Origin of the sequence: Actinoplanes sp. L3-i22, from assembly GCF_019704555.1 — a bacterium.
GTDB lineage: Bacteria > Actinomycetota > Actinomycetes > Mycobacteriales > Micromonosporaceae > Actinoplanes.
The window spans coordinates 10170031-10196734 of record NZ_AP024745.1 but is presented as its reverse complement, the minus strand read 5'-3'; the positions used below and the strand labels follow the sequence as shown (position 1 = coordinate 10196734).

The 26704-nt window shown below is 70.2% G+C and carries 18 protein-coding genes; 10 read left to right on the top strand and 8 right to left on the bottom strand.

Going from position 1 to position 26704, the window contains the following annotated elements; translation table 11 throughout:
* Window positions 1-37: 37 nt before the first annotated feature.
* The 5 genes from L3i22_RS45230 to L3i22_RS45210 all read left to right on the top strand — a co-directional run bounded on the left by L3i22_RS45230 (window position 38) and on the right by L3i22_RS45210 (window position 10291).
* Window positions 38-985: a carbohydrate ABC transporter permease gene (locus tag L3i22_RS45230; RefSeq protein WP_221323576.1), complete on the top strand. Its 948-nt coding sequence runs from the start codon at window positions 38-40 to the stop codon at window positions 983-985.
* Window positions 986-996: 11 nt separating this feature from the next.
* Window positions 997-1884 (top strand): carbohydrate ABC transporter permease, encoded by an 888-nt coding sequence (locus L3i22_RS45225; protein WP_221323575.1) that lies wholly within the window; start codon window positions 997-999, stop codon window positions 1882-1884.
* Between the two features lie 77 nt (window positions 1885-1961).
* Window positions 1962-3515, top strand: a complete 1554-nt coding sequence (locus L3i22_RS45220; RefSeq protein WP_221323574.1) for a glycoside hydrolase family 13 protein — start codon at window positions 1962-1964, stop codon at window positions 3513-3515.
* An 88-nt stretch (window positions 3516-3603) separates the two neighbouring features.
* Window positions 3604-6387, top strand: coding sequence for a discoidin domain-containing protein (locus L3i22_RS45215; RefSeq protein WP_221323573.1), 2784 nt, complete (start codon window positions 3604-3606; stop codon window positions 6385-6387).
* 82 nt (window positions 6388-6469) lie between these two features.
* Entirely contained in the window at window positions 6470-10291 is a 3822-nt protein-coding gene (locus tag L3i22_RS45210; protein ID WP_255657637.1) for a discoidin domain-containing protein, read from the top strand.
* A gap of 1406 nt (window positions 10292-11697) precedes the next feature.
* On the opposite strand, the gene L3i22_RS45205 is transcribed toward L3i22_RS45210, so the two are convergent.
* Both L3i22_RS45205 and L3i22_RS45200 read right to left on the bottom strand, forming a co-directional pair.
* The gene (locus tag L3i22_RS45205; RefSeq protein ID WP_221323572.1) at window positions 11698-12720 is read right to left on the bottom strand and encodes a Gfo/Idh/MocA family protein; all 1023 of its coding nucleotides are present in this window, start codon (window positions 12718-12720) and stop codon (window positions 11698-11700) included.
* 97 nt (window positions 12721-12817) lie between these two features.
* Entirely contained in the window at window positions 12818-13771 is a 954-nt protein-coding gene (locus L3i22_RS45200) for a hypothetical protein (RefSeq protein WP_221323571.1), read from the bottom strand.
* 125 nt (window positions 13772-13896) lie between these two features.
* Between L3i22_RS45200 and L3i22_RS45195 the strand changes: the two genes are divergently transcribed.
* On the top strand, window positions 13897-14718 hold the full coding sequence (locus tag L3i22_RS45195; protein WP_221323570.1) for a methyltransferase domain-containing protein: 822 nt from the start codon (window positions 13897-13899) through the stop codon (window positions 14716-14718).
* A 1-nt stretch (window position 14719) separates the two neighbouring features.
* Here the strand turns inward: L3i22_RS45195 and L3i22_RS45190 are convergent, their stop codons facing one another.
* The 4 genes from L3i22_RS45190 to L3i22_RS45175 form a co-directional block, all read right to left on the bottom strand.
* Window positions 14720-16207 carry a glycoside hydrolase family 130 protein gene (locus L3i22_RS45190; protein ID WP_221323569.1) on the bottom strand — a complete coding sequence of 496 codons (1488 nt, stop codon included), beginning with the start codon at window positions 16205-16207 and terminating at the stop codon, window positions 14720-14722.
* A complete protein-coding gene (locus L3i22_RS45185) occupies window positions 16204-17286 on the bottom strand; it encodes a glycosyltransferase (protein WP_221323568.1) in 1083 nt (360 codons plus the stop codon). The genes L3i22_RS45190 and L3i22_RS45185 overlap by 4 nt, the downstream gene beginning before the upstream one ends.
* Entirely contained in the window at window positions 17283-18449 is a 1167-nt protein-coding gene (locus L3i22_RS45180) for a glycosyltransferase (protein WP_221323567.1), read from the bottom strand. Before L3i22_RS45180 ends, L3i22_RS45185 begins: the two co-directional genes overlap by 4 nt.
* A 162-nt stretch (window positions 18450-18611) precedes the next feature.
* The gene (locus L3i22_RS45175; RefSeq protein WP_221330461.1) at window positions 18612-19613 is read right to left on the bottom strand and encodes a glycosyltransferase family 4 protein; all 1002 of its coding nucleotides are present in this window, start codon (window positions 19611-19613) and stop codon (window positions 18612-18614) included.
* Window positions 19614-19695: 82 nt separating this feature from the next.
* Between L3i22_RS45175 and L3i22_RS45170 the strand changes: the two genes are divergently transcribed.
* A complete protein-coding gene (locus tag L3i22_RS45170; RefSeq protein WP_221323566.1) occupies window positions 19696-21402 on the top strand; it encodes an alpha-glucosidase in 1707 nt (568 codons plus the stop codon).
* Here L3i22_RS45170 and L3i22_RS45165 read toward each other — a convergent pair.
* Entirely contained in the window at window positions 21392-21538 is a 147-nt protein-coding gene (locus L3i22_RS45165) for a hypothetical protein (RefSeq protein ID WP_221323565.1), read from the bottom strand. The genes L3i22_RS45170 and L3i22_RS45165 overlap by 11 nt on opposite strands.
* Before the next feature lie 228 nt (window positions 21539-21766).
* Here L3i22_RS45165 and L3i22_RS45160 point away from each other — a divergent pair, with 228 nt between their 5' ends.
* Window positions 21767-23821, top strand: coding sequence for an N-acetylmuramoyl-L-alanine amidase (locus L3i22_RS45160; protein WP_221323564.1), 2055 nt, complete (start codon window positions 21767-21769; stop codon window positions 23819-23821).
* On the opposite strand, the gene L3i22_RS45155 is transcribed toward L3i22_RS45160, so the two are convergent.
* A complete protein-coding gene (locus L3i22_RS45155) occupies window positions 23809-25017 on the bottom strand; it encodes an FAD-dependent monooxygenase (protein ID WP_221323563.1) in 1209 nt (402 codons plus the stop codon). The genes L3i22_RS45160 and L3i22_RS45155 overlap by 13 nt on opposite strands.
* Before the next feature lie 104 nt (window positions 25018-25121).
* Here L3i22_RS45155 and L3i22_RS45150 point away from each other — a divergent pair, with 104 nt between their 5' ends.
* Together L3i22_RS45150 and L3i22_RS45145 are read left to right on the top strand one after the other, a co-directional pair.
* Complete coding sequence (locus tag L3i22_RS45150) at window positions 25122-26021, top strand: GntR family transcriptional regulator (RefSeq protein ID WP_221323562.1); 900 nt, start codon at window positions 25122-25124, stop codon at window positions 26019-26021.
* Window positions 26022-26050: 29 nt separating this feature from the next.
* Entirely contained in the window at window positions 26051-26617 is a 567-nt protein-coding gene (locus L3i22_RS45145) for a hypothetical protein (protein WP_255657636.1), read from the top strand.
* Window positions 26618-26704 lie beyond the last annotated feature (87 nt).

Genomic DNA, 26704 nt, shown 5'->3' with positions numbered 1-26704 from the left:
GGCCCGCACCCTTCCGACTCACCGCAGGAGTTTTCCGTTGGCGACCATCACCGCCCCGGGCACGACCGAGCAGCTGACCCGCAGCGCGACGCGGGCCGGGACCAGCGCGCGGCGCAGCCGCAAGATCCGCGACAACATCACCGGGCACGCTTTCCTGATCGGCGCGGTCCTCTGCTTCGCGCTCTTCACCTGGTACCCGATGATCCGCGGGATCGTCATGAGCTTCCAGAAGACCCGGCGCGGCGTGACCACCTGGGTCGGCTGGGACAACTACACCCGGATCCTCGCCGACCCGAGCTTCTGGCCCGCCTGGAAGAACACCGTCTACTTCACCCTGCTGGCGCTGATCATCGGGTACGCGGTGCCGTTCTTCGTGGCGATCCTGCTCAACGAGCTGCGGCACGCCAAGGGTTACCTGCGCGTCCTGGTCTACCTGCCGGTCATGCTGCCGCCGGCCTCGGCGCTGTTCCTCTTCAAGTTCTACGCGTACGACCCGAGCGACGCCGGCCTGTTCAACGCGATCCTGAAGTTCCTGCACCTGCCGACCTCGCAGTGGATGCAGTCGGCCGACGCCACCATGCCGGCCATGGTGCTCGCCTCGACCTGGATGAACATGGGCGGCGCGGTGCTGATCTACCTGGCGTCGCTGCAGAACATCCCCGGTGAGTTGTACGAGGCGGCCGAGCTGGACGGCGCCGGCCTCTGGCGGCGGATCTGGAACGTCACGATCCCGCAGACCAAGCTGATCCTGGGCCTGCTGGCCATGATGCAGATCGTCGCCACCATGCAGGTCTTCGTCGAGCCGCTGATCCTGGCCAACGGCGCCGGCACCCAGGACTCCGCGACCACCGTCGCGTACCTGATCTACCAGCACGGCTTCTTCCAGAACGATCTCAACGGCGCCGCGGCGCTCGGCGTGATCATGCTCGTCGTCCTGGCCGCCTTCTCGGCGTTCTACCTGCGCCTGACGACGAAGAACGATTAGGACGGTAGGAGATGGCACAGGATTCCGGCACCCGCACGCTGGTCTCGCAGGCGCAGCTGCGGCGCGGCAAGGGCAGGTACGTCTACTGGGCGCTGCTGGCGCTCGTCGTCCTCGCGTTCACCCTGGTCTTCATCGGGCCGCTGTACTGGATGGTCACCGGCGCGCTCAAGTCGGGTAACGAGATCGCGCAGACCCCGCCGACGCTGTTCCCGAAGCACCCGGAGATCGCCAACTACACCAACGCGTGGCAGAACCTCGACCTGGCGAAGCTGCTGTTCAACACGTTCTACTACGCGATCGGCGCGGTGCTGTTCCAGCTGGTCCTGGACACCGCCGCGGCGTACGCCCTCTCCAAGCTCCGCCCGATCCTCGGCAACGTGATCCTCGGCGCGATGCTGGCGACCCTGATGATCCCGGCGATCGTGCTGGTCGTCCCGCAGTACGTCACCGTGATCAACCTGCCGTTCGTGCACGTCAACATGCTCGACTCGCCGTTCGCGATCTGGCTGCCGCTGGTCGCCAACGCCTTCAACATCTTCCTGTTGAAGCGGTTCTTCGACTCCATCCCGGAGGAACTGATGTCGGCGGCGCAGGTGGACGGCGCGGGCCCGCTGCGCACGCTCTGGTCGATCATCCTGCCGATGTCCCGGCCGATCCTCGGGGTGGTCTCGATCTTCGCGGTGACCTACGTGTGGAAGGACTTCCTCTGGCCGAAGCTGGTCATGCCGTCACCGGAGACGCGCACGGTCAGCGTCGGCATCTACGCCTTCTCCGGCGGCACGGCGATGAACGAGATCGTCGCCGCCTCGGTCATCGCGGCGATTCCGACCGTGATCATCTTCCTGATCTTCCAGCGGAACATCATGTCCGGCCTGACCTCGGGCAGCTTGAAGGGCTGAGCGCCGCCTCCGATCGAGGCGAGCGCGCCCGCCAAAGCGCAAAAAATGCGGCAATAATACGCAGAAAGCGAGTTTTCGTGTCCGCAAAAGACAGTGCGTGGTGGCGCGACGCGGTCATCTACCAGGTGTATCCGCGGAGTTTCGCCGACTCCGACGGTGACGGCGTCGGCGACATCGACGGCATCCGCGCGCACCTGGGTCACCTCCGCGACCTCGGGGTGGACGCGATCTGGATGAGCCCGTGGTACCCCTCGCCGATGGCGGACGCCGGCTACGACGTGGCCGACTTCCGGGACATCGACCCGGCCTTCGGCACGCTCGCCGGGGCCGAGGCGCTGATCGCCGAGGCGCACGCGGCCGGGATCAAGATGATCGTCGACATCGTGCCGAACCACATCTCCTCCGAGCACCCGTGGTTCAAGGCCGCCATCGCCTCGCCGGACGCGCCCGAGCGGGACTACTTCTGGTTCCGGCCGGCGTCCGAGAAGATGCCGACCGACTGGACCGGCGAGTTCGGCGGGACGACCTGGTCCACGGCGCCCGACGGCTCCTGGTACCTGCACCTGTTCACCCCGGAGCAGCCGGACCTGAACTGGGAGCACCCGGACGTCAAGGCCGAGTTCGAGGACATCCTGCGGTTCTGGTTCGACCGGGGCGCCGACGGCATCCGGATCGACTCGGCCGCACTGCTCTTCAAGGACACCAACTTCCCTGAGGTACGGGACGGCGAACCGCACCCGTTCCACGACCTCGACGCGGTGCACGACGTGTACCGGGCGTGGCGTCGCGTCGCCGACGAGTACCAGGGCCGGGCGCTGATCGGCGAGGTGTGGATGCCGGAGGTGGAGCGCTTCACGAACTATCTGCGACCCGACGAACTGCACGCGGCGTTCAACTTCGACTTCCTCGGGTGCGCGTGGGATCCGTACCTCATGAAGGCTTGTATCGATCGGACACTGGACGCCCATGCCACCGTCGGCGCGCCGCCCACCTGGGTGTTGTCGAACCATGACGTGACCCGGCACGTGACCCGCTACGGCCGCACGGACACCACGTTCAGCTTCGAGAACAACCTCGACGGCACCCCGGTCGACCTGGAGCTCGGCACCCGCCGGGCCCGCGCGGCCGCCCTGCTGTCGCTCTCCCTGCCCGGCGCGACCTACGTCTACCAGGGCGAGGAACTGGGTCTCTGGGAGAACGAGAACATTCCGGAAGAGCAGATCCAGGACCCGATGTACGCCCGTCGCGGGCACACCCGGGACGGTTGCCGGGTCCCGCTGCCGTGGTCGGGCGACGAGCCGCCGTACGGATTCAGCACCGCCGGACCGTGGCTGCCGCAGCCCGCCGAGTGGAAGGACCGCACGGTCCAGGCGCAGACCGGCGACCCGAACTCGATGCTCGAGCTGTACCGCTCGGCGATCCGCCTGCGCGGCTCGCAGGGCGCCGGATTCACCTGGCTGGACCGTGGCAACACGGTGCTCGCCTACACCCGCGGCGCCGAGTTCGCCTGCGTGCTCAACCTCTCCGGCGCACCCGTTCCCCTGCCGGAGCACGAGACCATCCTGCTCGCCAGCGGCCCGCTCGACGGTGACCTCCTCCCCCAGGACACCGCGATCTGGCTGCGTCTCTAAACCCGAAGGCGCCTCCGGTTCCACCGCTGGAGGCGCCTACGAGCAGGACCGGACACACCGGGGGCTGGCCACACCAAGGAAGGGCACAATGGCCAACCGCACCGCCCCACTAGCGACGCTCGCCGCCGTCCTCGCGGCAGCCGTCACCACCGTGATCTGGCAATCGCCCGCGGCTCAGGCCGCCGGGCTCTCCCCGTTCGACGTCGCCGGGCGGGGCGCGACCGTGCCGTTCACCGAGATCGAGGCCGAGAAGGCCGCGACCAACGGCACGTCCACCGGTACCGACCGGACCTACGGCACCCTCTCCTCGGAGGCCTCCGGGCGGGAGGCGGTCACCCTCGACGCCGCGGGTGAGTACGTCGAGTTCACCCTCACCAAGCCGGCCAACGCGGTCACCTTCCGGTACAGCGTGCCGGACGGCAAGAGCGCGACGCTGGACCTGCGGACCGGCTCGACGCTGATCAAGACCGTGCCGGTGACCTCGAAGTACAGCTGGTACTACGGCTACTACCCGTTCACCAACAACGCCGGCGACGGCCGCCCGCACCACTTCTACGACGAGGCCCGGGCGCTGTTCGGGACCACGTACGCGGCCGGTACGAAGATCCGGATCCAGGTCAGCTCGACCGCGCAGTCGCCGAGTTTCACCGTCGACCTGGCCGATTTCGAGAACGTGGCGGGACCGATCGGCAAGCCGTCCGGCGCGATCGACGCGGTCGCCGACTACGGCGCGGACCCGACCGGGGCCACCGATTCGACCGCGAAGATCCAGGCCGCGGTCGACGCCGGGGCCGCCTCCGGGCGCGTCGTCTACCTCCCGCAGGGCAACTTCACGCTGTACAGCCACGTCATCGTCGACCGGGTCACGCTGGCCGGGGCCGGTCCCTGGTACACCGTGCTCGGCGGCCGGCACCCCACCCAGCGCAACCTGGCGGCCGGCATCTACGGCAAGTACGTCGGCCAGGGCGGCCCGAGCCAGAACGTCACCGTCAAGGACCTCGCGGTCATCGGCGACATCCAGGAGCGGGTCGACGAGGACCAGGTCAACGCGTTCGGCGGGGCCATGTCGAACTCGACGATCGACGACGTGTGGATGCAGCACACCAAGGTCGGCGCCTGGATGGACGGCCCGATGGACCGGTTCACCATCAAGAACAGCCGCATCCTGGACCAGACCGCGGACGGCGTGAACTTCCACATCGGCGTCACCAACTCGACGGTGACCAACACGTTCGTCCGCAACACCGGTGACGACGGCCTGGCCATGTGGGCGGAGAACACGCCGAACGTCGGCAACTCCTTCACCCACAACACCGTGGTCGCGCCGATCCTGGCGAACAACATCGTCAGCTACGGCGGCCGGGACATCACGATCAGCGACAACGTGATGGCCGAGACCGTCTCCAACGGTGGTGGCCTGCACATCGGCAACCGGTACCCGGGGGTCCAGGGCGCGACCGCGGTCGCCGGCACCTGGACGATGGCCCGCAACACGCTGATCCGGACCGGCAACTCCGACTACAACTGGAACTTCGGGATCGGCGCGATCTGGTTCTGGCCGGACTCGGGCGCGATCACCGGGGCCACCCTGAACATCACCGACACCGACATCCTGGACAGCTCGTACGCCGCGATCCAGTGGATCGGCAACGGCACCAGCGGGCTGAACCTGACCAACGTGAACATCGTCGGCGCCGGTACGTTCGCGCTGCAGGCGCAGGCCCCGGCCACCGCGACGTTCACCAACGTCAAGGCCAGCGGGATCGCCCAGAACCCGCCGACCTACAACTGCACCGGCTCGGGCTTGGCCATCACCGACGGTGGCGGGAACTCCGGGTGGCAGACGGCGACACCGTACTGCGGGCCGTGGCCGGCGCCGAAGTGGGGCAACACCACCACGACGCCGTCCAACCCGCCGACCTCGTCCTCGCCGACCCCCTCGCCGTCGACCAGCACCACGCCGCCGCCGGCCAACGGCAACCTGGCGCAGGGCAAGACCGTCGCCGTCTCCTCCGCGAACGGGCCCTACCCGGGCGCCAACGCGGTGGACGGCAACGCGGCGACGTACTGGGAGAGCGCGAACAACGCGTTCCCGCAGACGTACACCGTGGATCTCGGCTCGGCGCAGACCGTCGGCAAAGCCGTACTGAAGCTGCCGGCAGGCTGGGAGAAGCGGACCGAGACCGTCGCGATCGCCGGATCCACGGATGGGTCCAACTGGACGCCACTGGCCGGAGCCACCGGGGTCACGCTGGACCCGGCGAGCGGGAACAGCGCGACTGTCGCCCTGACGACCGGAAACTTCCGATATGTGCGGCTGACTTTCTCGGCCAACACCGGCTGGCCCGCAGCGCAGCTCTCTGAGCTGGAGCTCTACGCGAGCGGCGGAACCACGACGCCGCCGACCACCACGCCGCCGACCAGCACCCCGCCCACGACCACCCCGCCGGTTCCGACCGGCAACCTCGCGGCTGGAAAGACCGTCACCGCGACCAGCCAGGCGGACGTCTACACGCCGGCGAACCTGACCGACGGCAACGCGAACAGCTACTGGGAGAGCGGCAGCAACGCCTTCCCGCAGTCGGTCACGGTCGACCTGGGCCAGAACCGGGCGGTCGGCCGGGTCGTCCTGAAGCTCCCGCCGGCCACGGCGTGGGCCGCCCGGACCGAGACGCTGTCCGTCCTGGGCAGCACCGACGGCTCGAGCTACAGCACGGTCAAGGCGAGCGCCGGCTACGCGTTCGACCCGGCGAGCGGCAACACGGTGACCGTCTCGATGGCCACGACGCAGCGCTATCTGCGCCTCACTTTCACGGGGAACACCGGCTGGCCAGCGGGTCAGCTGTCCGAGTTCGAGGTCTACACCTCCTGATTCGTCCGGGCGGGTGGCTCCCACCGATAACCGCCCGCCCGGCGTCCCCCTCACCTCTCATGGAAGAAAGGTGCGCTCCCGCATGTCCAGATTCAGGCTCATAGTGGCTGCCACGGCGGCCGCGAGCGTGGTCGCCGCGCTCGTCCACGCCCCGGCGGCGCTCGCCGCCGGACCCAACCTGGCCGCCGGAAAGACGTTCAGCGCCAGCAGCTACACCGACGTCTACCCGGCCGGAAACGCCGGTGACGGCAACGCCAACACGTACTGGGAGAGCAACAACAACGCCTTCCCGCAGTGGCTGCAGGTCGACCTCGGCACCGCCACCCAGGTCAACCAGGCCGTGCTCAAGCTGCCGCCGGCCACCGCCTGGAGCACCCGGACCGAGACACTTTCGATCCAGGGCAGCACGAACGGCACGTCGTTCAGCGACCTCAAGGCGAGCGCCGGCTACACGTTCAACCCGGCCTCGGGCAACATCGTGACCGTCGATTTCACCGCCGCGAGCGCGCGTTTCGTGCGCCTGAACTTCACCGCGAACACGTCCTGGCCCGCCGGTCAGCTCTCCGAGGTCGAGCTCTACGGCCCGGTCAGCGGGGACAGCCAGGCGCCGAGCGCGCCCGGCAGCCTCAGCTACACCGAGCCGGCCAGCGGTCAGATCCGGCTCAACTGGAACGCCTCGACCGACAACGTGGGCGTCACCGGGTACGACATCTACGCGAACGGCGTGCTCCGGACCTCGGTCGCCGGGAACGTGCTCACCTACACCGACAGCCAGCCGGACACCGCGACCGTGGCGTACTACGTGCGCGCCAAGGACGCCGCCGGCAACGTCTCCGGCAACAGCAACACCGTCACCCGGACCGGTGCGACCGGGGACACCCAGGCGCCGACCACGCCCGGGACGCTGTCCTACACGACGCCGGCCAGCGGGCAGATCCGGCTCGCCTGGGGCGCCTCGACCGACAACGTGGGCGTGACCGGCTACAACGTGTACGCCAACGGGACCCTCAAGACGACGGTCACCGGGACGACGTACACCGACAGCCAGGCCGACACGGCGACCGTCTCGTACTACGTGAAGGCGCGTGACGCGGCCGGCAACGAGTCCGCGGCGAGCAACACGGTGACGCGTACCGGCAACCCGGGCACCGGCACGAACCTCGCGGTCGGCAAGCCGATCGACGCGTCCTCGTCGGTGTTCACGTTCGTCGCCACCAACGCGAACGACAACGACACCGCCACCTACTGGGAGGGTTCCGCCTACCCGGCGAACCTGACCGTGAAGCTGGGCGCGAACGCGACCGTCTCCTCGGTGGTCGTCAAGCTGAACCCGGCGACCGACTGGGGCACCCGGCAGCAGACGTTCGCGGTCCTCGGCCGGGAGCAGTCCTCGTCGAGCTACACCACGATCGTGGGCTCCGCGACGTACACCTTCAATCCCTCGAGTGGCAACACGGTGACCATCCCGGTCTCCGCGACCACCGCGGACCTGCGCCTCTCCTTCACCGCGAACACCGGCGCGCCCAGCGGCCAGGTCGCGGAACTGCAGGTCATCGGGACCGCCGCGCCGAACCCGGACCTGACGGTCACCGGGCTGTCCTTCGCGCCGGCGTCGCCGGTCGAAACCGACGCGATCACGCTGTCCGGCACGGTCCGCAACGCCGGCACGGCCGCTTCCCCCGCCTCTTCGATCAACTTCTACCTGGGTACGGCGAAAGTCGGCACCGCCACGGTCGGCGCGCTCGCCGCGGGTGCCAGCTCGACCGTCTCGGCGTCGATCGGCGCGCGGGACGCGGGCAGTTACGCGCTCTCCGCCATCGTCGACGAGGCGAACACGGTCGTCGAGACGAACGACGCCAACAACTCGTACACCAACCCGGCCAGCCTGGTCGTCGCGCCGGTCAGCAGCTCCGACCTGGTCGCCTCGGCGGTCTCCTGGTCGCCCGGGAACCCGTCGGCCGGCCAGACCGTCACGTTCGCGGCGACCCTGAAGAACCAGGGCACCGCGGCCAGCGGCAGCGGCGCGCACAACGTCACGGTCACCGTGCTGAACGGGTCGACCACGGTCAAGACGTTCACCGGGTCGTACACCGGGACCCTGGCCGCCGGCGCGTCGTCGCCGTCGATCAGCCTGGGCACCTGGACCGCGGTGAACGGCAAGTACACGGTTCGTACGGTGGTCGCCACGGACACCAACGAACTGCCGGTCAAGCAGGCCAACAACACCAGTGAGAAGTCGTTCTTCGTCGGTCGCGGGGCGAACATGCCGTACGACATGTACGAGGCCGAGGACGGCACGACCGGCGGCGGCGCGAACGTCGTCGGACCCAACCGCACCGTCGGCGACCTGGCCGGCGAGGCGTCCGGGCGCAAGGCCGTCACGCTGAACCAGACCGGCTCGTACGTCCAGTGGACCACCCGCAACGCCACCAACACGGTCGTCGCGCGGTTCTCCATCCCGGACGGCACGACCAGCTCGATCAACGTGTACGTCAACGGCACCCTGAACAAGACCCTGCCGCTGACCTCGAAGTACGCGTGGCTGTACGGCAACGAGACGGCGCCGCAGAACTCCGGCTCCGACCCGCGGCACATCTACGACGAGGCGAACATCCTGCTGAACGGCTCGTTCCCGGCCGGCAGCACGATCAAGCTGCAGAAGGACTCCGGCAACAGCGGCAACATCGCGATCGACTTCATCAACCTGGAGCAGGTCGCCCCGGTCACGAACCCGGACGCCACCAAGTACGTGGTGCCGGCCGGTTTCGACCAGCAGTCGGTGCAGAACGCCCTGGACGCCGCGCGCCAGGACACCACCAAGGTCGGCGTCTACCTGCCCGCCGGTGACTACCAGACCTCGAACAAGTTCCAGGTGTACGGCAAGGCGCTCAAGGTCGTCGGCGCCGGACCCTGGTACACCCGGTTCTACACCCCGGCCACCCAGTCCGAGACGGACGCCGGCTTCCGGGCCGACGCCACCGCCAACGGGTCGACGTTCGCGAACTTCGCGTTCTTCGGCAACTACACGACCCGGATCGACGGGCCCGGCAAGGTGTTCGACTTCGCCAACGTGGCCAACGTGACGATCGACAACATCTGGGCCGAGCACGTGGTCTGCCTGTACTGGGGCGCGAACACCGACAACATGGTGATCAAGAATTCGCGGATCCGGGACACGTTCGCCGACGGCATCAACATGACCAACGGCAGCACCGGCAACCTGGTCGACAACAACGACGCCCGGGCCACCGGGGACGACTCGTTCGCGCTGTTCTCCGCGATCGACGCGGGCGGCTCCGACGAGATCAACAACACGTTCTCGAATCTGTCGTCGACGCTGACCTGGCGGGCCGCGAGCGTCGCGGTCTACGGCGGCTACGCGAACACGTTCAAGAACATCTACATCGCCGACACGCTGGTCTACTCCGGCATCACGATCAGCTCGCTGGACTTCGGCTACCCGATGAACGGCTTCGGCGCCAACCCGCCCACGGTGTTCGACAACATCTCGATCGTCCGGGCCGGCGGCCACTTCTGGGGCGCCCAGGTCTTCCCGGCGATCTGGATGTTCAGCGCGTCGAAGGTCTTCCAGGGCATCCGGGTCAGCAACGTCGACATCGTCGACCCGACCTACTCCGGAATCATGTTCCAGACCCAGTACATCGGCGGCAACCCGGTCAACCCGATCACCGACTCGGTCTTCACCAACGTCAGCATCACGGGCGCGCAGAAGAGCGGCGACGCCTACGACGCCAAGTCCGGCTACGGCATCTGGGCGAACCCGCTCCCGGAGGCGGGCCAGGGCCCGGCGGTCGGATCGGCCACCTTCACGAACCTCACCCTGAGCAACAACTACAAGGACATCGAGAACCCCACGAGCACGTTCACCATCACCCGCAACTAGCCACCGGGCCGGGCCGCACCCGGCCCGCCTCACCCGGGCCGCACCTGGCCCAGCCCGCCGGGCCGCAACTAGCCCATCCGACCGGGCCGCAACTGGCCCGCCTTACCCAGGCCGCGACCGGCTTCCTGCCGGTCGCGGCCCCCTGAACAACACCACACCAAGCCCCCAGCCGTCGCCTGCGCACCGCAGCACCGCACCGCGTGCCCGCGTCCACCGTCCGGACGCGGGCACGCCTTTCTAGCCCTTCTGCCGCTCGTGGGTCACTCTCCTGTTCGTCCTATTGTGAATCCTTTATTACCGTCAGCGCCGCGTTAATATCTTTCGTCGTGCCGACCGCGTTCGGCATCTATTTCCGGTTGCCTCGGCAGTTGCCTTTCGCTTTCGGCGAAAAGCGGCCATTGGTCTGGCTGCCTCCACTGGTTCGCGGTTATGCTGAATTCTGCGAGCGGAGGCCATGCGCCATCGGCTTGACCTCCGTGCTTGGCGTGAGACCGGCCTCTTGAGGGTGAGTGGGTGTCATCCCTGGGCCAGCCTCATCCGCGGTGTTGGTGTCCTCCGCTGGTGCGGGGTCCGGGTGCGGGGTCCAGGGGCGGGTTAGGGGCTGCTGGTGGCGCGGCGTCCCGTTCGCGGATTTGGCGTAGGCGCTCGGCGTGGCGACGTTTCAGGCCCCAGGCGCGATGCCTTTCGTGTTCGCGACGAAACTCGTCACGTGCTGCCGAGTAATTGCGCGAGGCCGTCCGGTGCCGCATGCCGGCGATCTCACTCCGTTTGAACAGTGGCAGCTGAGTCATGCGACAATTCTCCCGCCCTTCAGGCCCGCCGTGTAAGTATTCGATCATGCCATTCTCGGCTAATGCGAAGACATATGTTTCCGCATTCGTAAAAGCTTCTCAGGCTGCGGAAATGCAATTCCAGCACGCTGCCGCCCGGTGAGCATTCTGCCGAGGAAGTTCAAGATCGTGCTGGCGCCCTGTGGATAACCCGCCACTGTGGATAACCGCGTTGATCATCGGAGTTGTGTTTTGCTGGGTCGGCCGGTGGCGAGGGCCGGAACTGCCTGGAGAGGTGGGCGGACAGCGAGGGGCGGTGGGCGGCGCGGGGGACGGCGGTCGGGCTGCCGGATGTGGTGGTTCAGGCGCAAACGGCAGTGCTCGGACCGCAAGGGAGAGCGGTCCGAGCACGGGTGGAGCTATGGGTCGACTTAGCCGGCGGCGGTCAGGCCCGGGGCCGGGTGAGCAGCGGCGGTCAGGCCGGGTGGTCGGGCCGGGTGAGCAGCGGCGGTCAGGCCGGGTGGTCGGGCCGGGTGAGCAGCGGCGGTCAGGCCGGGGTGGTCGGGCCCGGTTGATCAGGCTGCGATCGGGCCGGGAGTGTGCCGCGCGTGGCCGTCGCCGGGGCGGAACGGGCTGTCAGAGGGTGACGGAGCGGCCTGTGGAAGCGCTGACCCGGGCCGCGTCCAGGATTTCCATGGCGCGGACCGTGTCCCACGGGTCCACCGGCAGCGGGCCGTTGCCCAGCACCGCGTCGGCGAAGGCGGGGTAGAACAGGTCCCACCGGCCGCGGCAGCTCTCCACCGGGGCGCCGGTCTTGCCGCGCCACAGGTGGCCCCAGCGGTGCTCGTGCTCGATGCCCCAGCGGTCGCCCAGCTTGGCCGGGGTCTTGCCGGCCTTGAGGAGTTCCTCCTGGCCGTCGAGCTCGGGGGAGATGAACGTGCCGGACGAGCCGGTCACCCGGAAACGGGGGCCGGGGCCGCCCTGGCGCCAGCTGCCCCACAGGTGCGACTCGACGCCGCTGAGGTGGTGCATGGCCAGGAAGAAGTCGTCGTCCAGCTCGGTGTCGCCGCGGACCTCGGCGTAGACGCGCTGGGCCGGGCCGTGCAGCTTGAGGGCCTGGTCGACCAGGTGGGAGCCGAAGTCGAGGAGGGTGCCGCCGCCGGCCGCGCCGGGGAGACGGTCCGGGGCCCAGCGTTCCATCCGGGACTCGAAGCGGCGGATCGTGCCGAGCGAGCCCTGCTCGATGAGCTTGCGGATGGTGAGGTAGTCCGAGTCGTAGCGCCGGTTCTGGTAGACCGTCAGCGGGACCTCGGCGGCCTCGGCGGCCTTGACCAGCTCGCGGGCGGTCGGCGCGTCCAGCGTGAACGGCTTGTCGACGACCACGGCCAGGCCCAGCCGGATGGCTTCGAGGGCCAGGTCGGCGTGGGTCGCCGCGGGCGTGGAGATGGCGACGGCGCGCACCCCGTCGGCGGCCAGCGCGGCCAGCGAGTCGTAGGTCCCGACGCCGGGGAGCTGCTCGGCGACCTGCTTGCGGCGCTCCTCCGAGGTGGTGACGACGCCGGCGAAATCAATGTTCGCCGCCGACGAGATCAGGGGGGCGTGGAAGATCCGCCCACCGCTGCCGTACCCCACCAGCCCGAACCGCACCTGCTCGATCATGCCGGAAGTTTTTCACATCGATTGCCAGACCGTTACGGGTGCACCCGGCCGTTACTTGTGATAACGCCCGCATGACGCCGCGTCACGAAATGTGGTATCAGCGGCGCTGTCCCAGAGCGGCGCGCACCACACTCCCGGCCGGGCGGAGAACCTCGTCGCGAAGCCAGCGGCCGGACGCCGCGATGCCGCGGAACAGCGCGCCGAACGTATTCCGCCAGGCGAACCGGATCGCGATGCCGATCGGGCGCAGCACGAACCGGTAGATGACCCGGGAGGCCCAGGCGATCGCGAGGCCGACGGGGCGCAGCACGAAGCGGTAGACAGCCCAGCAGGCCCAGGCGATGGCCAGGCCGATCGGGCGCAGGAGCCAGCGGTAGAACGCCACGACCAGCCAGGCGATTCCCCGGTAGAAGGCCACGGCCAACCAGGCGATTCCCCGGTAGAAGCGCACGGCCAGCCAGGCGATCGCGAGGCCGGCCGGGCGCAGCACCCACCGGTAGACGGCCCGGGCCGTCCACCCGATCGCCCGGCCGGACATCAGGCCCGCCCACACGGTCCCCTGCCCGAGCGGCACCAGCACCCAGCGGAACAGCGCCATCAGCACCCACGCCAGCCCGTGCCCGAGCGGTGCCAGCACCCAGTTGTAGAGCGCCCGGACGACCGGCACGAGCACCCAGTTGTAGATGGCCCGCGCGACCGGCACCAGCACCCACATGATCGCCAGCGCGACCGGGCGCAGCACGAACCGCAGGAGGGCCCGCAGCGCCCAGGCGACGCCGGTGACCAGCGCGGCCGCCGTCCAGCGCAGCGCGTGCCAGATCGGCAGCAGCACCCACTGCAGGAACTGCCGGAGCAACCACAGCAGCGGCACCACCAGGAAGGTACGCAGCAGCCAGCCCAGCGCCCGCCCGACGGGCACCAGGACGAACCGCTTGACGAGGACGGCCAGTTCCCAGAGCAGGCGGAAGGGGAACACCACGATCAGGGCGATCGCCCGGATCGGCCAGGTGATCCAGGCCGGCGTCTCGGGCGCCGGCTGGGGTGTGGTCATCGCGTGCTCCTCGTTCACAGGCGCCTCACGGTACTTGAACGGATCAAAAGAAAAGCAGGTGGAGCCCCCTGTCGGATGGATGACGGGGACCGGCGAATCGGGTTGGCCCAGAGAACAATCGGCGCATGGAACCCGCGCAGAGGGAACGTACGCCGTTCTCCGACATCGACGGACTGCCCACCGAGATGTCGACGATGGTGCTCGACGCGCTGATCGAGATGGGCCGGCATCCGGAGATCCGGCGGGTGCGGCGGGCCGGGTTCGACGCGCTGCGGCCGGCGCTCGGGGCGCGGCTGCTGGACGCGGGTTCCGGGAACGGTGACGTGGCCCGCGAGCTGGCCGCCGAGGTCGGGCCGCGCGGCGAGGTGATCGCGCTGGACCAGTCGGCGGCGCTCACCGCGGCCGCGATCGCCCAGCACGACGACAGCAACGTGGACTACGTGACCGGCGACGTCACCGCGCTCGACCTGCCCGACGACAGTGTCGACGGCGTGTGGTGCGAGCGGGTGCTGCAGCACGTCGAGGATCCGGACCGGGCGATCGCCGAGCTGCGCCGGGTGACCCGCCCGGGCGGCCGGATCTGCCTGGTCGACACGGATTGGGAGTCGCTGCTGTTCGACGGCATGCCCACCAAACTGCAGAAGACCCTGATGACGTACGTCGGTGGGCACTTCCTGCCGCCGGGCCGGGACATGGGCCGGACGCTGCGCCGCCGCCTGGTCGCGGCCGGCCTGAACAGCCTGACCGCGACCCCGGTGACCTGCCTGTTCGGCAGCCCCGACTCGGCCGGTGTGGTGCTCCCCATGGTCAACCCGCGGGTGCCGGCGGACGCCTGGCACACCCCACCGGCCCTCCGCGACGAGTGGCTGACCGAGGTGGCGGCGGCCGGCGCCCGCGGCGACTTCCTGGCGGTCCTGACGATCTGGGTCGTCGCCGGAACCGTCTGACCTACCGTTCGACCGGCTGCATCCGGTGCAGCAGGCGGTCGAGCGGCATGCTGGCGAAGCTGATCCGGACGTCACTGGAGGCGTACGGCAGCCAGAACCGCCCCTCGTGCACCATCCCGCCGCAGGAGTAGAGCACGTTCGGCACGTACCCCTCGCGCTCGATCTCGTCCGGGTCGATCAGCCCCTGCGGGAGGTCGGCGATCACCTTGGACGGGTCGTCCAGGTCGAGCAGCATGGCGCCGATCGCGTACCGCCGCATCGGCCCGACGCCGTGGGTGAGCACCAGCCAGCCGGCCTCGGTCTCGATCGGCGAGCCGCAGTTGCCGACCTGGATCAGGTCCCAGCCGCGGGACGGGACCAGCAGCGGGCCGACCGGCTGCCAGCGGTGCTGCTCGTCGCGGACGGCGAGGCCGAGCGTCTCGCCGTCGGAGCGGCAGAGCGCCCACTTCTTGTCCCGGATGTAGCGCGGGAACAGCGCCATGCCCTTGTTCTGCGCGGCCGGCCCGTGCAGCGCGGTCACCTCGAAGTGCCGCAGGTCACGGGTGTAGATGACCCGCCCGGAGATGTTGAACCCGTCGTACGCGGTGTAGGTCGCCTGGTACGCCGGCCGCCCGTCCGGGTCGATCACCTGGACGAACCGGGCGTCCTCCATGCCCCGGCTCTCGCTGGGCGTGGCCGGCCAGAGGACCCGCTGGTGCAGCGGCATGGTGGGCGGGAAGGTGACCGCGTAGTCGTCCATCACGATGCGCCGGATCAGGTCCATCGTCATCGGGGTGGTCGGCCGGGCCAGCAGCTCGGGCGGCATGTGGCTGAGGGTGTCCTCGAACTCGGTGTCGTCGTACCGGTCCGGCAGGGCGTTCAGGATGTACGCGGACGCCTCGTTGTCGATGTCCTCGTCGCCGAGCGCGGCGAACAGCTGGTGCTTCATGTGCTTGGCGCCGACCCGGCTGCCGATCGCGAGCGGGCCGTCCCGGTCCTCCAGGCGGATCGCCGCGCCCGGCCCGATGATCACGCTGCAGAAGCCGATCGACGAGATGTGTCCCTCGCCGATCTGCCGCAGGCTCAGCGCCCCGCGCAGCTCGCCGGGGGCCAGGTCGCTCTGGTCCGGGTGCGGGACGATCGACGGGTTGCACAGCGCCGCCGCCTCGACCGAGAACTCGTGGCTGAAGTACGCCCCGATCAGTGTCCGGGCCTGTGGCGACAGCTCGATGCCGGTGGGCACCCGGTGCTGCACCACCTCGTAGTGGTGCTGGAAGACCGACAGGATGTCGTGGTGCCGCCCGGCGAAGCGGTTCAGCACGTCGTCGAGCAGCGTGCCGATGTCGGTCTCGTCGAGTTGCAGCATTCGCTCGATCATGCAGGCCGCGCGGTTGTGCGTGGCGTGCGCGTCCTCGCCGGGAACGAACAGCTTGATGACCACGCGGCGGCCGTCGGGCGCCATGGTGATGTTGTGGCGGGTGATGTCGGTGGAGTTCACGGTCGCTGTCACGCCAAGCCGCCTGACGGTCGGGTCGCGCGTCGAGTCGCCAGCGTGCGGGCATGCTGCAGCGTGGCGACCAGCGCGAGGGTGGATTCGGCTCCTTGGTTCAGATTAGGACCATCAACCGTCAATCCGTCATAACAACCGCCAGTCTCGCTGTCCCACATCACCGATCCGGTGTCGTTGTCGCCCAGGAACCACGCGATCGACTGAAAGAGCGGGGCGTCCCAGCGCTCGTCGCCGGTGACCGCGGCGGCCGTGGCGCAGGCGTCCGCGGTCGCCGCCGCCTCGATCGGCTGCTGGTCGTGCCGGTGCTTCGGGATGCCCGGGCGCCAGCCGCCGACCGGCACGGTCGACAGGTGCCCCTGGTGCTCCTGCGTGTCGCAGAGCCAGGAGAGCATCCGCAGGCCGTCGCCGAGCAGCGCCTCGTCGCCGAGCAGGTCGCCGGCCGCGATCACCACCTCGGCCAGGGCCGGGTTGGCGTAGGTCAGCTCCCGTTCCGGCCACACCCACTCCGGGTCGGAGCCGGGCAGGCCGATCACGGTGGCCGCGTCGCCGAGCAGCTCGGCGGCGATCCGGTCGTGCGGGTCGGCGCGCAGCACCTCGGCCGCGCCCAGCCCGGCGAAGGCCATCGCCCGGGGCCAGCTGGAGCGCCGGCCGGCGCCGAGGCGGAAGGCGTACATCGCCTCCCGGCGGAGCCGCCCGGTGCCGCAGCGGGCCGCGGCGGTGCCCAGCCCCCACAGCGCCCGGCCCCACCAGTCGCCCAGCGACGCCTCGTCCTGCCAGCGCCGGTCGTAGCCCATCCGGTTGCGGAACGCCCCATCGGCGTCCTGGGCGTGGGTGAGGAAGGCCAGGTAGCGCTCGGCGGCCCGGAGCACGTCCGGGGCGGGGTGCGGCTCCCGGGCCACCACCAGCAGGCCCCGGGCGACGTCGTCGACGCAGTAGCCGTGCTCGCGCCGGGGGATCGCGTGGCGCGCGTGCTCGAACAGCCCGGTGTCGTCGGAGAGCCGCAGGAGGTGGTCGAAGCGGGGCTCGGGAACGTCGGTGAGCCGGATCGGCGGCGGAATCAGCCGCAACCCCTGGCTCATGCCGGAATAGTCGCGGACGCCAAGGGGGCACGGTCGGCGAGCAGGCGGGCGGCCAGGGCCTGGTAGCGGGCGGCCACCGCCGGCCAGCGCAGCGTCGGTCCGCCGGCCAGCCCGGCCAGTCGCCCGGGCAGCCCGGGTTCGGCGAGCACGTGCCGGATCGCCAGCGCCATCGCCTCCGGGTCCTGATGCGGCACGAGCAGCCCGGGCCCGTCCGCGAGCAGCTCCACCGCGTGCGGGAACTCGGTCGCGACGACCGGGATCCCGGCGCCCACCGCCTCGATCAGCACCCCGGAGGTGACCTGCTCGGTCGAGTCGTACGGCAGCACCACCGCGTCCGCCGACCGGATCAGCCGGGACAGCTCGGCCGGCTCCAGGTACGCGTCCACCCAGCGCACCGAGTCGGTCACGCCGAGCTCAGCGGCCAGCTCCACCAGCGACGACCGGTAGACGTCGCCCTGGTGCTCGATGACCTTCGGGTGGGTCCGCCCGGCGACCGTGTAGACCGGGGCCGGCCGCAGGTCACCGAGCAGGGCGAGGGCCCGCAGCCCCCACTCGATGCCCTTGCCCGGCCCGAGCAGCCCCCAGGTGAGCAGGTTGGGCCGGTCGTGGTCCTCGCGGGGCACCCCGGCGTGGCTGGCCGCGCCGTGCGGGATCACCGTGATCTTGCGTGGGTTCACCACGTAGTTCGCGGTCAGGCGCTGCCGGGCGGTGTCGGTCATGGTCACGATGGCCGCCGCGACGTCGACGATCTCCTCCAGCACCGCGCGCTGCTGGGGGTCGGGGTTGGTGAGGACGGTGTGCAGCACCACGACGGCGGGGACCTTGAGGGCGTGCAGCAGCGGGAGCACCTCGGCGCCGGCGTGGCCGGGGTAGATGCCGTACTCGTGCTGGATGATCGCCACGTGGTAGCGGTTCAGCGTGTCCGCCGCGCCGGGCCAGCCGCCGGCCCGGTCGGTGTCCCAGGTGTGCACGATCCGGGGGGCGGCCCGGTCGAGTGCGATTCCCCCACTGGCGTTGTCCTGACTGAGCAGGCGTACCACGCCGGATCCGATGGCCGCTCCGGGCGTTCCCGCGGTCAGATGGGTGGCGAGTGCGGCATTGAACGTTGCCAAACCGCATTGAGTGGGCGGATATGTGCTCAAAAACCCGTATGTCGTGGGCATGACTGGCCTTTCTGTTCATCGGCCGGGCTGCCTCCCCCGCAGCGCGGACACCGCGCGCGGGCAACACAACGGGCACCGCGCGTGAACGGCGTAAAGGGCGTATCGGGAAAATGCCCCGGTTAACGCGCAATTCACATTGGGACCGTAACAAGATCAAGCTATTCAGCTGATGATTTTTCGGTAAATCGCCAGGTACTCGTCGACCATCCGATCCGCCGAGAAGCGGTCCCGCGCGCGGGCCGAGCAGGCCGCGCGGTCCAGGCTCGCGATGCCCTCGACGGCGGCCACCGCCTCATCGACGGACGCGACCAGACGCCCGGTGACGCCCTCGTCCACGACTTCGGGCATAGAGCCTTTCCGGTACGCGATCACCGGCGTCCCGCAGATCATCGACTCCACCACGGAGAGCCCGAACGGCTCGGCGAACCGGATCGGGTGCAGCAGCGCCGCGCCGGAGCCGAGGATCGCCCCGCGCTCGCCTGGCCCCACCGACCCCAGGTAGACCACGCGTTCCCCGTCGATCAGCGGCTCCACCCGCTCCTCGAAGAACGCCCGGTCCTGCACGATGCCGCAGATCACCAGCCGCCGGCCGGCCCGGCGGGCGATCTCGATGGCCAGATCGGTGCCCTTGTCCGGGTGGATCCGGCCGAACAGGATCAGATCGTCCCCGCCGTCCGCCTGGAACGGCAGCCCGGCGACGTCCACGCCGTGGTGCACGGTGGCCAGATAGTCCAGATCGGGCGAGCGGTCGCTGTCGGAGATGGACACGAAGTGCGAGTTCGCCCGGCGGTACGCCGGCAGGATGTTCGCGCCGGAGAACCCGTGGATGGTGGTCAGCATCGGCGCCGCGCAGTGCGCGGAGAACGCCAGCGGCAGCCAGTCCAGGTGGTTGTGGATCAGGTCGAACTCGCCCGAGCGGGCCAGGACGTTACTGACGTGGATCGCCTCCCAGACCCGCCCGTCCAGGTCGTCGTTGCCCTCGTAGCCGGCCGGGACCACGCCGGCCAGGGTTGCCGTGGTCACCGAGTCGAGGGTGGCGAAGAGGGTGACGTCGATCCCGCGCGCGACCAGCCCCTCGGCGAGCAGGCTGGTGACCAGTTCCCACGGGCCGTAGTGCAGCGGTGGGGTTCGCCAGGCGATCGGCCCCAGCAACGCCATCTTCATGACAAAAGCCATTTCTCGGTGATAACCACGTGGTCAGTATGCCCGCCCGAAACTTTCCGCGTTCTCGTGTTAGAGAAGAGGAATGACGGATTCATGGTGGAAGAAGTCGGTCGTCTACCAGATCTATCCGCGAAGCTTCGCGGACTCGGACGGTGACGGGATGGGCGATCTGCGCGGGGTCATCGACCACCTGGATCACCTCGCTGAACTGGGCGTGGACGTGTTGTGGTTGTCGCCGATCTATCCCTCGCCGCAGGACGACAACGGTTACGACATCAGCGATTACCAGGGCATCGAGCCGATGTTCGGGACCCTGGAGATCTTCGACGAACTGCTCGCCGGGGCACACGCCCGGGGGATGAAGATCGTGATGGATCTGGTGGTCAACCACAGCTCGGACGAGCACCCGTGGTTCGTGGAGAGCCGGTCGTCCAAGGACAGCCCGAAACGTGATTGGTACTGGTGGCAGCCGGCCCGGGAGGGCATGGCGGCCGGCACGCCCGGTGCCGAGCCGACCAACTGGGGCTCGGTCTTCGGCGGCCCGGCCTGGGAGCTCGACGAGCGGACCGGGGAGTACTACCTGCACCTGTTCTCGCGCAAGCAGCCCGACCTCAACTGGGAGAACCCGGAGGTCCGGCAGGCGGTCCACGCGATGATGCGCTGGTGGCTGGACCGGGGCGTGGACGGCTTCCGGATGGACGTGATCAACATGATCTCCAAGGTCCTGCCGCTGCCGGACGGTCGGCTGTCGGCCGGCTCGGCGTACGCGGACGGCTCCGCCGGTTTCGTCGGCGGCCCGCGCCTGCACGAGTTCCTCCAGGAGATGTACCGGGAGGTCTTCGCGGGCCGCGAGGGCCTGCTGACGGTCGGCGAGATGCCCGGCGTCACCGTGGACGAGGCGAGGCTGCACACCGACCCGGACCGGCACGAGATCGACATGGTCTTCCAGTTCGACCACGTCTGGGCCGACCGGGGACCGGACCCGTGGCTGTTGCAGAAACTCCAGCTCACCAACCTCAAGGCGATCCTGGGCCGCTGGCAGGCCGGGCTGGCCGAGGTGGGCTGGAACAGCCTCTACTGGAACAACCACGACCAGCCGCGGATCGTCTCGCGGTACGGCGACGACTCGCCGGAGTTCCGGGTGGCCTCGGCGAAGATGCTCGGCACCGTGCTCCACCTGCACCGCGGCACGCCCTACGTGTACCAGGGCGAGGAACTCGGGATGACCAACTACCCGTTCCGCGGCATCGAGGACTTCCGCGACATCGAGGCACTCGGGCAGTACAAGCAGGCCCTGGAGCTGGAGGGGCGGCGGCCGGAGGAGGTGCTGACCGTGCTCCGCGCCCGGGGGCGGGACAACGCCCGTACCCCGATGCAGTGGGACTCCGCGCCGGAGGCCGGGTTCACCACCGGCACGCCGTGGCTGGCGGTCAATCCGAACTACCCGGAGGTGAACGCCGCGGCCCAGCGCAAGGACCCGGACTCGGTGTTCCACTACTACCGGCAGCTGATCGAGCTGCGGCGCACCGAGCCGGCCGTGGCCGGGGGCGACTTCACCATGCTGCTGCCGCACGACGAGCGGCTGTACGCCTTCACCCGCCGCCTCGGCGACACCGAGCTGCTGGTGATCGGCAACTTCACCGGCGAGACCGTGCCGGCCGAGATCGACGACGCGGCCGGCTGGTCCGGGGCCGAGCTGGTGCTGACCAACCTGCCGGGGGCGTCGTCCGGGTCGCTGACCCTGGCCCCCTGGCAGGCGGTCGTCTATCGGCGCAGCGTCACGCCGTGAGCACCGGCCAGGAGTAGGCGAGCAGCGCGAACGCCGCGCCGAGCAGGGCCAGGCTGATGCCGCGGGTGCCGATCGGCAGCGCGGCCAGGACCAGAAGGATCACCGCGATGATGTAAAGAACGCCCTGAGTGGACATGGATACTCCTCGAAGCCGTGGGGGTGGGGCGGCGACGCATTACCCCATGGCCGCGCGGCGCTAAACCACCGCGAGGGCCCGCACCGGACGGTGCGGGCCCGCCGCGGATAAATAGAGCTTTTTTCGCAGAAGGCACCACGCGCCACTCAAGTCCCCGGCAAGGTGTCAGATGGTCGCCGGTTCACGACCGAATTGACCCCTTCCACCGGCGACTGGGGGATATTTCGCATGCGCCGGAAACGTCTCGTCACCGCCCTGGTCGCCGGTCTTCCGGTGCTGGCCCTGGCCGTCTACGGCGGGCTCACCAGGTCGCCCGGGCCGGACCCGATGCTGCAGACCTTCGCCTTCACCGGCGGGCTGCGCCTGGTCGCGGAGACCGGCGGCGCCACCGACGGGGTCGCCGCCGAGGTGCCGGAACGGGACACCAGACGGTTCAGCCTGGTCGGCGTGACCTGGGACGACCCGCGCGCGGTGACCGGCGGGACGATCCAGGTGCGGACCCGGCCGGTCGGCGCCCGGAGCTGGACGCCCTGGCAGGACCTGGAGACCGACGCCCCCGACGAGTCCGGCGGCGCCGACGGCGGCCCGGCCCGCGGCGCCAGCGACCCGCTCTGGGTGGGCCCGTCGAACGGGGTGCGGGCCCGGGTGGTCGCCGGGGACGAGGTCCGGGCGCTGCCGGCCGGGATGCGGGTCGACCTGATCAACCCGGACGTGGTGGGCCGGCCGCGCGAGGAGATCGCCCCGGTCGCGATGCAGCGCCCGCGGCGGGTCAACGGCGTGGAGATCCCGTCGCGCCCGGAGCCGAAGCTGCTCAGCCGGGCCGCGTGGGGCGCGAACGAGAAGATCGTCAAGGAGGCGCCCACGTACACCGGGCCGGTCCAGGTGTTCTTCGTGCACCACACCGCGACCGGCAACGGCTACAGCTGCGCGAGCTCGACCAGCGTGGTGCGGGGGATCGAGGCGTACCAGGTGAAGAGCAAGGGCTGGAACGACATCGGCTACAACTTCCTGGTCGACAAGTGCGGCACGATCTTCGAGGGCCGTCGCGGCGGGGTGGACCGGAACGTGCTCGGCGCGCACACCCTGGGCTTCAACACCAACGCCAGCGCGGTCGCGGTGATCGGCGACTTCCGGTCCACGCCGATCCCGGCGGCGGCCCGGCTGTCGGTGGCCCAGCTGGCGGCGTACAAGCTGGGCGGGGCCGGCAACGCGCCGGCCAGCCGGGTCGCGCTGACCTCCGGCGGCGGCCCGAAGTTCGCGGTCGGCCGCCGGGTCGTGCTGAACCGGATCTCCGGGCACCGCGACGCCGGGCTCACCGAGTGCCCCGGCACCTCGCTCTACCGCCAGCTGCCGGCGATCCGGCAGCTGGCCGGCAGCGCCCCGGCCGGGCTGCACGTCGTCAAGGTGGACGGCGCCGGGGTCTGGGGCGACACGTACTGGACCCGGGGTGCGATCGCCCCGCTCTGGGACCTGCTCACCCCGAGCCGGATGATCGACCGGTTCGACGTCTACGTGGACGGCGAGATGGTCGACTCCCGGGCCGGCTCGATCCGGGCCGGCTCGATCCGGCTCAGCCCCGGCCCGCACACCGTCGCGGTGCGCGCCCGGCACCTCTCCGGCCGGACCGCCACCGCCGTCGCCAAGGTGGTCGCGGACGTCGAGCCGCCCGTCTTCACCGCGCTCCCGCAGGTCTACCTGACCGGCGGGACGGTCGGGACCAGCGTGCCGATCAAGGTGAGCTGGTCCGCGACCGACCCGGCCGGGATCCGCACCGCGATCGTCGCCGGGACCAGCGCGACCGTGCTCGACGGGGCGATCCGCGCGCTGACCGGGCCGGCGCCGGTCGGCGTGACCAGCACGTGGCGGGTGGGCGTCGTCGATCACGCCGGGAATCGGCGGGTCGCGACGGTCGACCGTACGCCGATGATCCTGGCCGAAGCGCAAGCGACGCGGACCGGAAGCTGGCGGGCGGCCCGGGATGCCAACCACCTCGGTGGGGTGGCGGCCGCCGCCGCGGCCGCCGGAGCCTCGCTGAGCTGGACCGTGACCGGCCGCTCGGTCGGCCTGGTGGCGGCCAGGTCGGCGACGTCCGGCCGGGTCAAGGTCTCGATCGACGGCGTCCTCGCCGGGTACGCCGACCTGAACGCCGCCACGCCGCAGTACCGCCGGCTGGTGTTCAGCAAGTCGTGGCCGGACACCGCGACGCACACGGTCAAGGTGGAGCCGGAGGGCACGGCCGGACGGCCCACCGTGACCATCGACGGCCTGGCCTACCTGAGCTGAGCCGCCGGGGCATGCGTGCCCAGCCCGTAGTCCTCGAGGGTGATCGCGTCGGCCTTGCCGAACTGCTTGGCCATGATGTTCCGGAACGGCCACGCGGTCATCATCGACATGGACAGCGCGCGGCTGCGGATCAGCAGCCGGCTCTTCGGAGCGAAACCCTTCGCCCCGCCCGGCGGCAGCTTCAGGCCCTCGGCGACGTAGTCGGCCATGGTGTTCTGGTAGGCGGCGAGGGCCCGTTCCGGGTCCGCCGCGCCGGCCAGTTCGCCGGCCAGGACGTACGCGCCGACCAGGCTCATGCTGGTGCCGAGCCCGGCCAGCGGCGACCCGCAGTAGCCGGCGTCGCCGACCAGCGCCACCCGGCCCCGCCACCAGCGCTTCACGTGCACCTGGTCGATCGAGTCGAAGAAGAAGTCCGGCGCGTCCGGCATCTGCGCCAGCAACTCCGGGATCCGCCAGCCGCCGCCGGCCATCCGCTCGGCGACCACCCGCCGCTCCTCGTCCCGGCTCAGCCGCTGGTAGCGGGCCAGCGGCTCGCGAAAGGCGAGCTGGGCCTTGGCGGTGCCGCCGCGCTCCGGGCGCAGGCCGGCGACCCGGCCCGGCTCGTTGTACATCAGGTACCAGTTGTCCATGTCGCCCGGATCGGTCACCGTGAAGTACGCCGAGTAGACCCCGAGGTAGCGGACGTAGTCCGAGTCCGGGCCGAAGGCCAGCTCGCGGACCCCGGAATGCACGCCGTCGGCGCCGATCACCAGGTCGTAGCGCTCCTTGACGCCGCTCGCGAACGTCACGTCGACGCCGCGCGCGTCCTGTGCCAGCTCGGCGATCCGGTCGCCGTAGCGGTACTCGGTGAACCCGGCCGTCGCGTCCCGCAGCACCTCGGCCAGATCGCCCCGGGAGATCTCGATCTCCGCGACGATGCCCTCGCCGCCGAACGCGTCCGCGCCCATCCGGCCCAGCACCCGGTTGCGGCCGTCCACCAGCGCCCAGCCGCGCTCGTCGACCTGCCGGGCCCGGATCGCCTCCCGGATCCCCATCCACTCGACGATCTGCCGCGCCACGCCGCGGATGTCCACCGCGTGCCCGCCCGGCCGCGGCGCACGGGACTTCTCCACCACGGTCACCTCGGCGCCGGCCCGGTGCAGCCAGAACGCACAAGCCGGCCCGGCGATGCTGCTCCCGGAAATCAGTACCCGCATCTCCCCGCTCCTCTGCGTACTCTGTATATCGATGTACTAGGGACGGTAGGTGCGGCGCTCTGACCAGGGCAAACCGCACTAGTACGGAAGGGTGGGTGTACTAGGTGGCGGAGGTGGCCTACACGCGGATCGTGGCCGAGGTGAAGCGCCGGATCGAGGCCGGTGAGCTGCGGCCCGGCGACCGGGTCCCGTCGGCGCGGGCGATCACCCGGGAGTTCGGTGTCGCCATTGCGACCGCTACCAAGGCGCATGCCGTACTACGCGACGAGGGCCTGACCGTGGCCCGCCCCGGCGTCGGCACGGTGGTGGCCGGCCCGGCCCCGCGCCGCGACACCGATCTGGGCCTGGACCGGATCGTGGCGGCCGCGACGGCGGTCGCCGACCGGTTCGGCATGGCCGAGCTGTCGATGCGCCGGATCGCCACCGACCTGGGCGTGGCCACCATGTCGCTCTACCGGCACGTGCCCAGCCGGGAGGACCTGGAGGTCGCGATGATCGACGCGGCGCTCGGCGAGCTGCGGGTGCCGCCGCGGTACACCGGGGACTGGCGGGCCGACCTGGAACAGTGCGGCCGGGTCATGTGGGAGCTGTTCCAGCGGCACCCGTGGCTGGGCGCGACGATGTCCCTGACCCGGCCGCAGCTCTCACTGAACGGGATGCGGCTCGGCGAGTGGGTGATGGGGTCGCTCGGTCCGACCGGGCTGGCCGCGTCCGACCGGATGCTGGTGCAGGTGCTGCTGTTCAGCTTCGTGCGGGGGGTGGCCGAGGCGATCCAGCCGGAGGCCGAGGCGATGCGGGACACCGGGATGACCGGGGACGAGTGGATGGAGACCCAGGAGGCGACGTTCCACCGGTTCGTGGCGGAGCACCCGTCGCCGACGTACGAGGAGCTGTTCCTCCGTACGCCGGACTTTGAATTTGATCTTGATGTGTTGTTCGAGTTCGGGCTGGCGCGCTTCCTGGACGGCATCGGGGTCTGGGTCGGCCGGAGGGGGTGTGGTTGACAGACCGCACCGGCCGGGCTCGATACGGTATGCGGGTGTCTCAGATCCCGTGGTGGGGGCTGCCCCTGGTCGCCGCCGTGTTCGCCCTGGCCGGTGCCGCTGCGGTGCGGTTCGTGGCCGCTCGCGACAATCTTCTGCTGAGTCGTCGGCGGCGCACCCGCCGCTGGTACGACGAGCGCAAGGAGGCCTACGTCCAACTGCTCGCCGGCTTCGAGCGGGCCACCGTGCGCCTGCGCGCGACCTTCGAGGCGGGGGAGAAGCCGCCGACCGTGCTCGCCTACGTCGACGAGATCGGCCCGGCGCTGATGCCGGTGCGGCTGCTCGCCTCCGGGCCGGTCCGCAGCGCCGCCCTCGCCGTGCACCTCCAGCTGGAGCGCCTGCACAGCCAGATGAACCCGGCCGCGGTCAGCGGCGTCCGGCCGGAGACCCACTTCCGGGAGCTGCTGGCCCAGGTCCCGCTCGTGATGCAGCAGTTCGAGGCGGCGGTGCGCGAGGAGCTCGGCATCGAGGACACGCCGCCGGCGCCGCTCCCGCACACGTCCAACGGCAAGGTCCGCCGACTGCCCCGGAAAGCCCCGGCCGAGGATCGGAACTGATCGCTCCCGGGCCGTGGGAATACGCTTTCCTGCAGCCCGGGAAACTTACCGCCGGGGCTGGCCCGGCACTCGGACATCGGGCAGGAT

Excerpts from the sequence above, each read along its gene's own strand:
- L3i22_RS45180 (WP_221323567.1), bottom strand. The coding sequence starts at position 18,449 with ATGCCCACGACATACGGGTTTTTGAGCACATATCCGCCCACTCAATGC.
- L3i22_RS45200 (WP_221323571.1), bottom strand. The coding sequence starts at position 13,771 with ATGACCACACCCCAGCCGGCGCCCGAGACGCCGGCCTGGATCACCTGG.
- L3i22_RS45215 (WP_221323573.1), top strand. The coding sequence starts at position 3,604 with ATGGCCAACCGCACCGCCCCACTAGCGACGCTCGCCGCCGTCCTCGCG.
- L3i22_RS45160 (WP_221323564.1), top strand. The coding sequence starts at position 21,767 with ATGCGCCGGAAACGTCTCGTCACCGCCCTGGTCGCCGGTCTTCCGGTG.
- L3i22_RS45185 (WP_221323568.1), bottom strand. The coding sequence starts at position 17,286 with ATGAGCCAGGGGTTGCGGCTGATTCCGCCGCCGATCCGGCTCACCGAC.
- L3i22_RS45170 (WP_221323566.1), top strand. The coding sequence starts at position 19,696 with ATGACGGATTCATGGTGGAAGAAGTCGGTCGTCTACCAGATCTATCCG.
- L3i22_RS45210 (WP_255657637.1), top strand. The coding sequence starts at position 6,470 with ATGTCCAGATTCAGGCTCATAGTGGCTGCCACGGCGGCCGCGAGCGTG.
- L3i22_RS45155 (WP_221323563.1), bottom strand. The coding sequence starts at position 25,017 with ATGCGGGTACTGATTTCCGGGAGCAGCATCGCCGGGCCGGCTTGTGCG.
- L3i22_RS45225 (WP_221323575.1), top strand. The coding sequence starts at position 997 with ATGGCACAGGATTCCGGCACCCGCACGCTGGTCTCGCAGGCGCAGCTG.
- L3i22_RS45195 (WP_221323570.1), top strand. The coding sequence starts at position 13,897 with ATGGAACCCGCGCAGAGGGAACGTACGCCGTTCTCCGACATCGACGGA.
- L3i22_RS45175 (WP_221330461.1), bottom strand. The coding sequence starts at position 19,613 with ATGAAGATGGCGTTGCTGGGGCCGATCGCCTGGCGAACCCCACCGCTG.
- L3i22_RS45205 (WP_221323572.1), bottom strand. The coding sequence starts at position 12,720 with ATGATCGAGCAGGTGCGGTTCGGGCTGGTGGGGTACGGCAGCGGTGGG.
- L3i22_RS45145 (WP_255657636.1), top strand. The coding sequence starts at position 26,051 with ATGCGGGTGTCTCAGATCCCGTGGTGGGGGCTGCCCCTGGTCGCCGCC.
- L3i22_RS45165 (WP_221323565.1), bottom strand. The coding sequence starts at position 21,538 with ATGTCCACTCAGGGCGTTCTTTACATCATCGCGGTGATCCTTCTGGTC.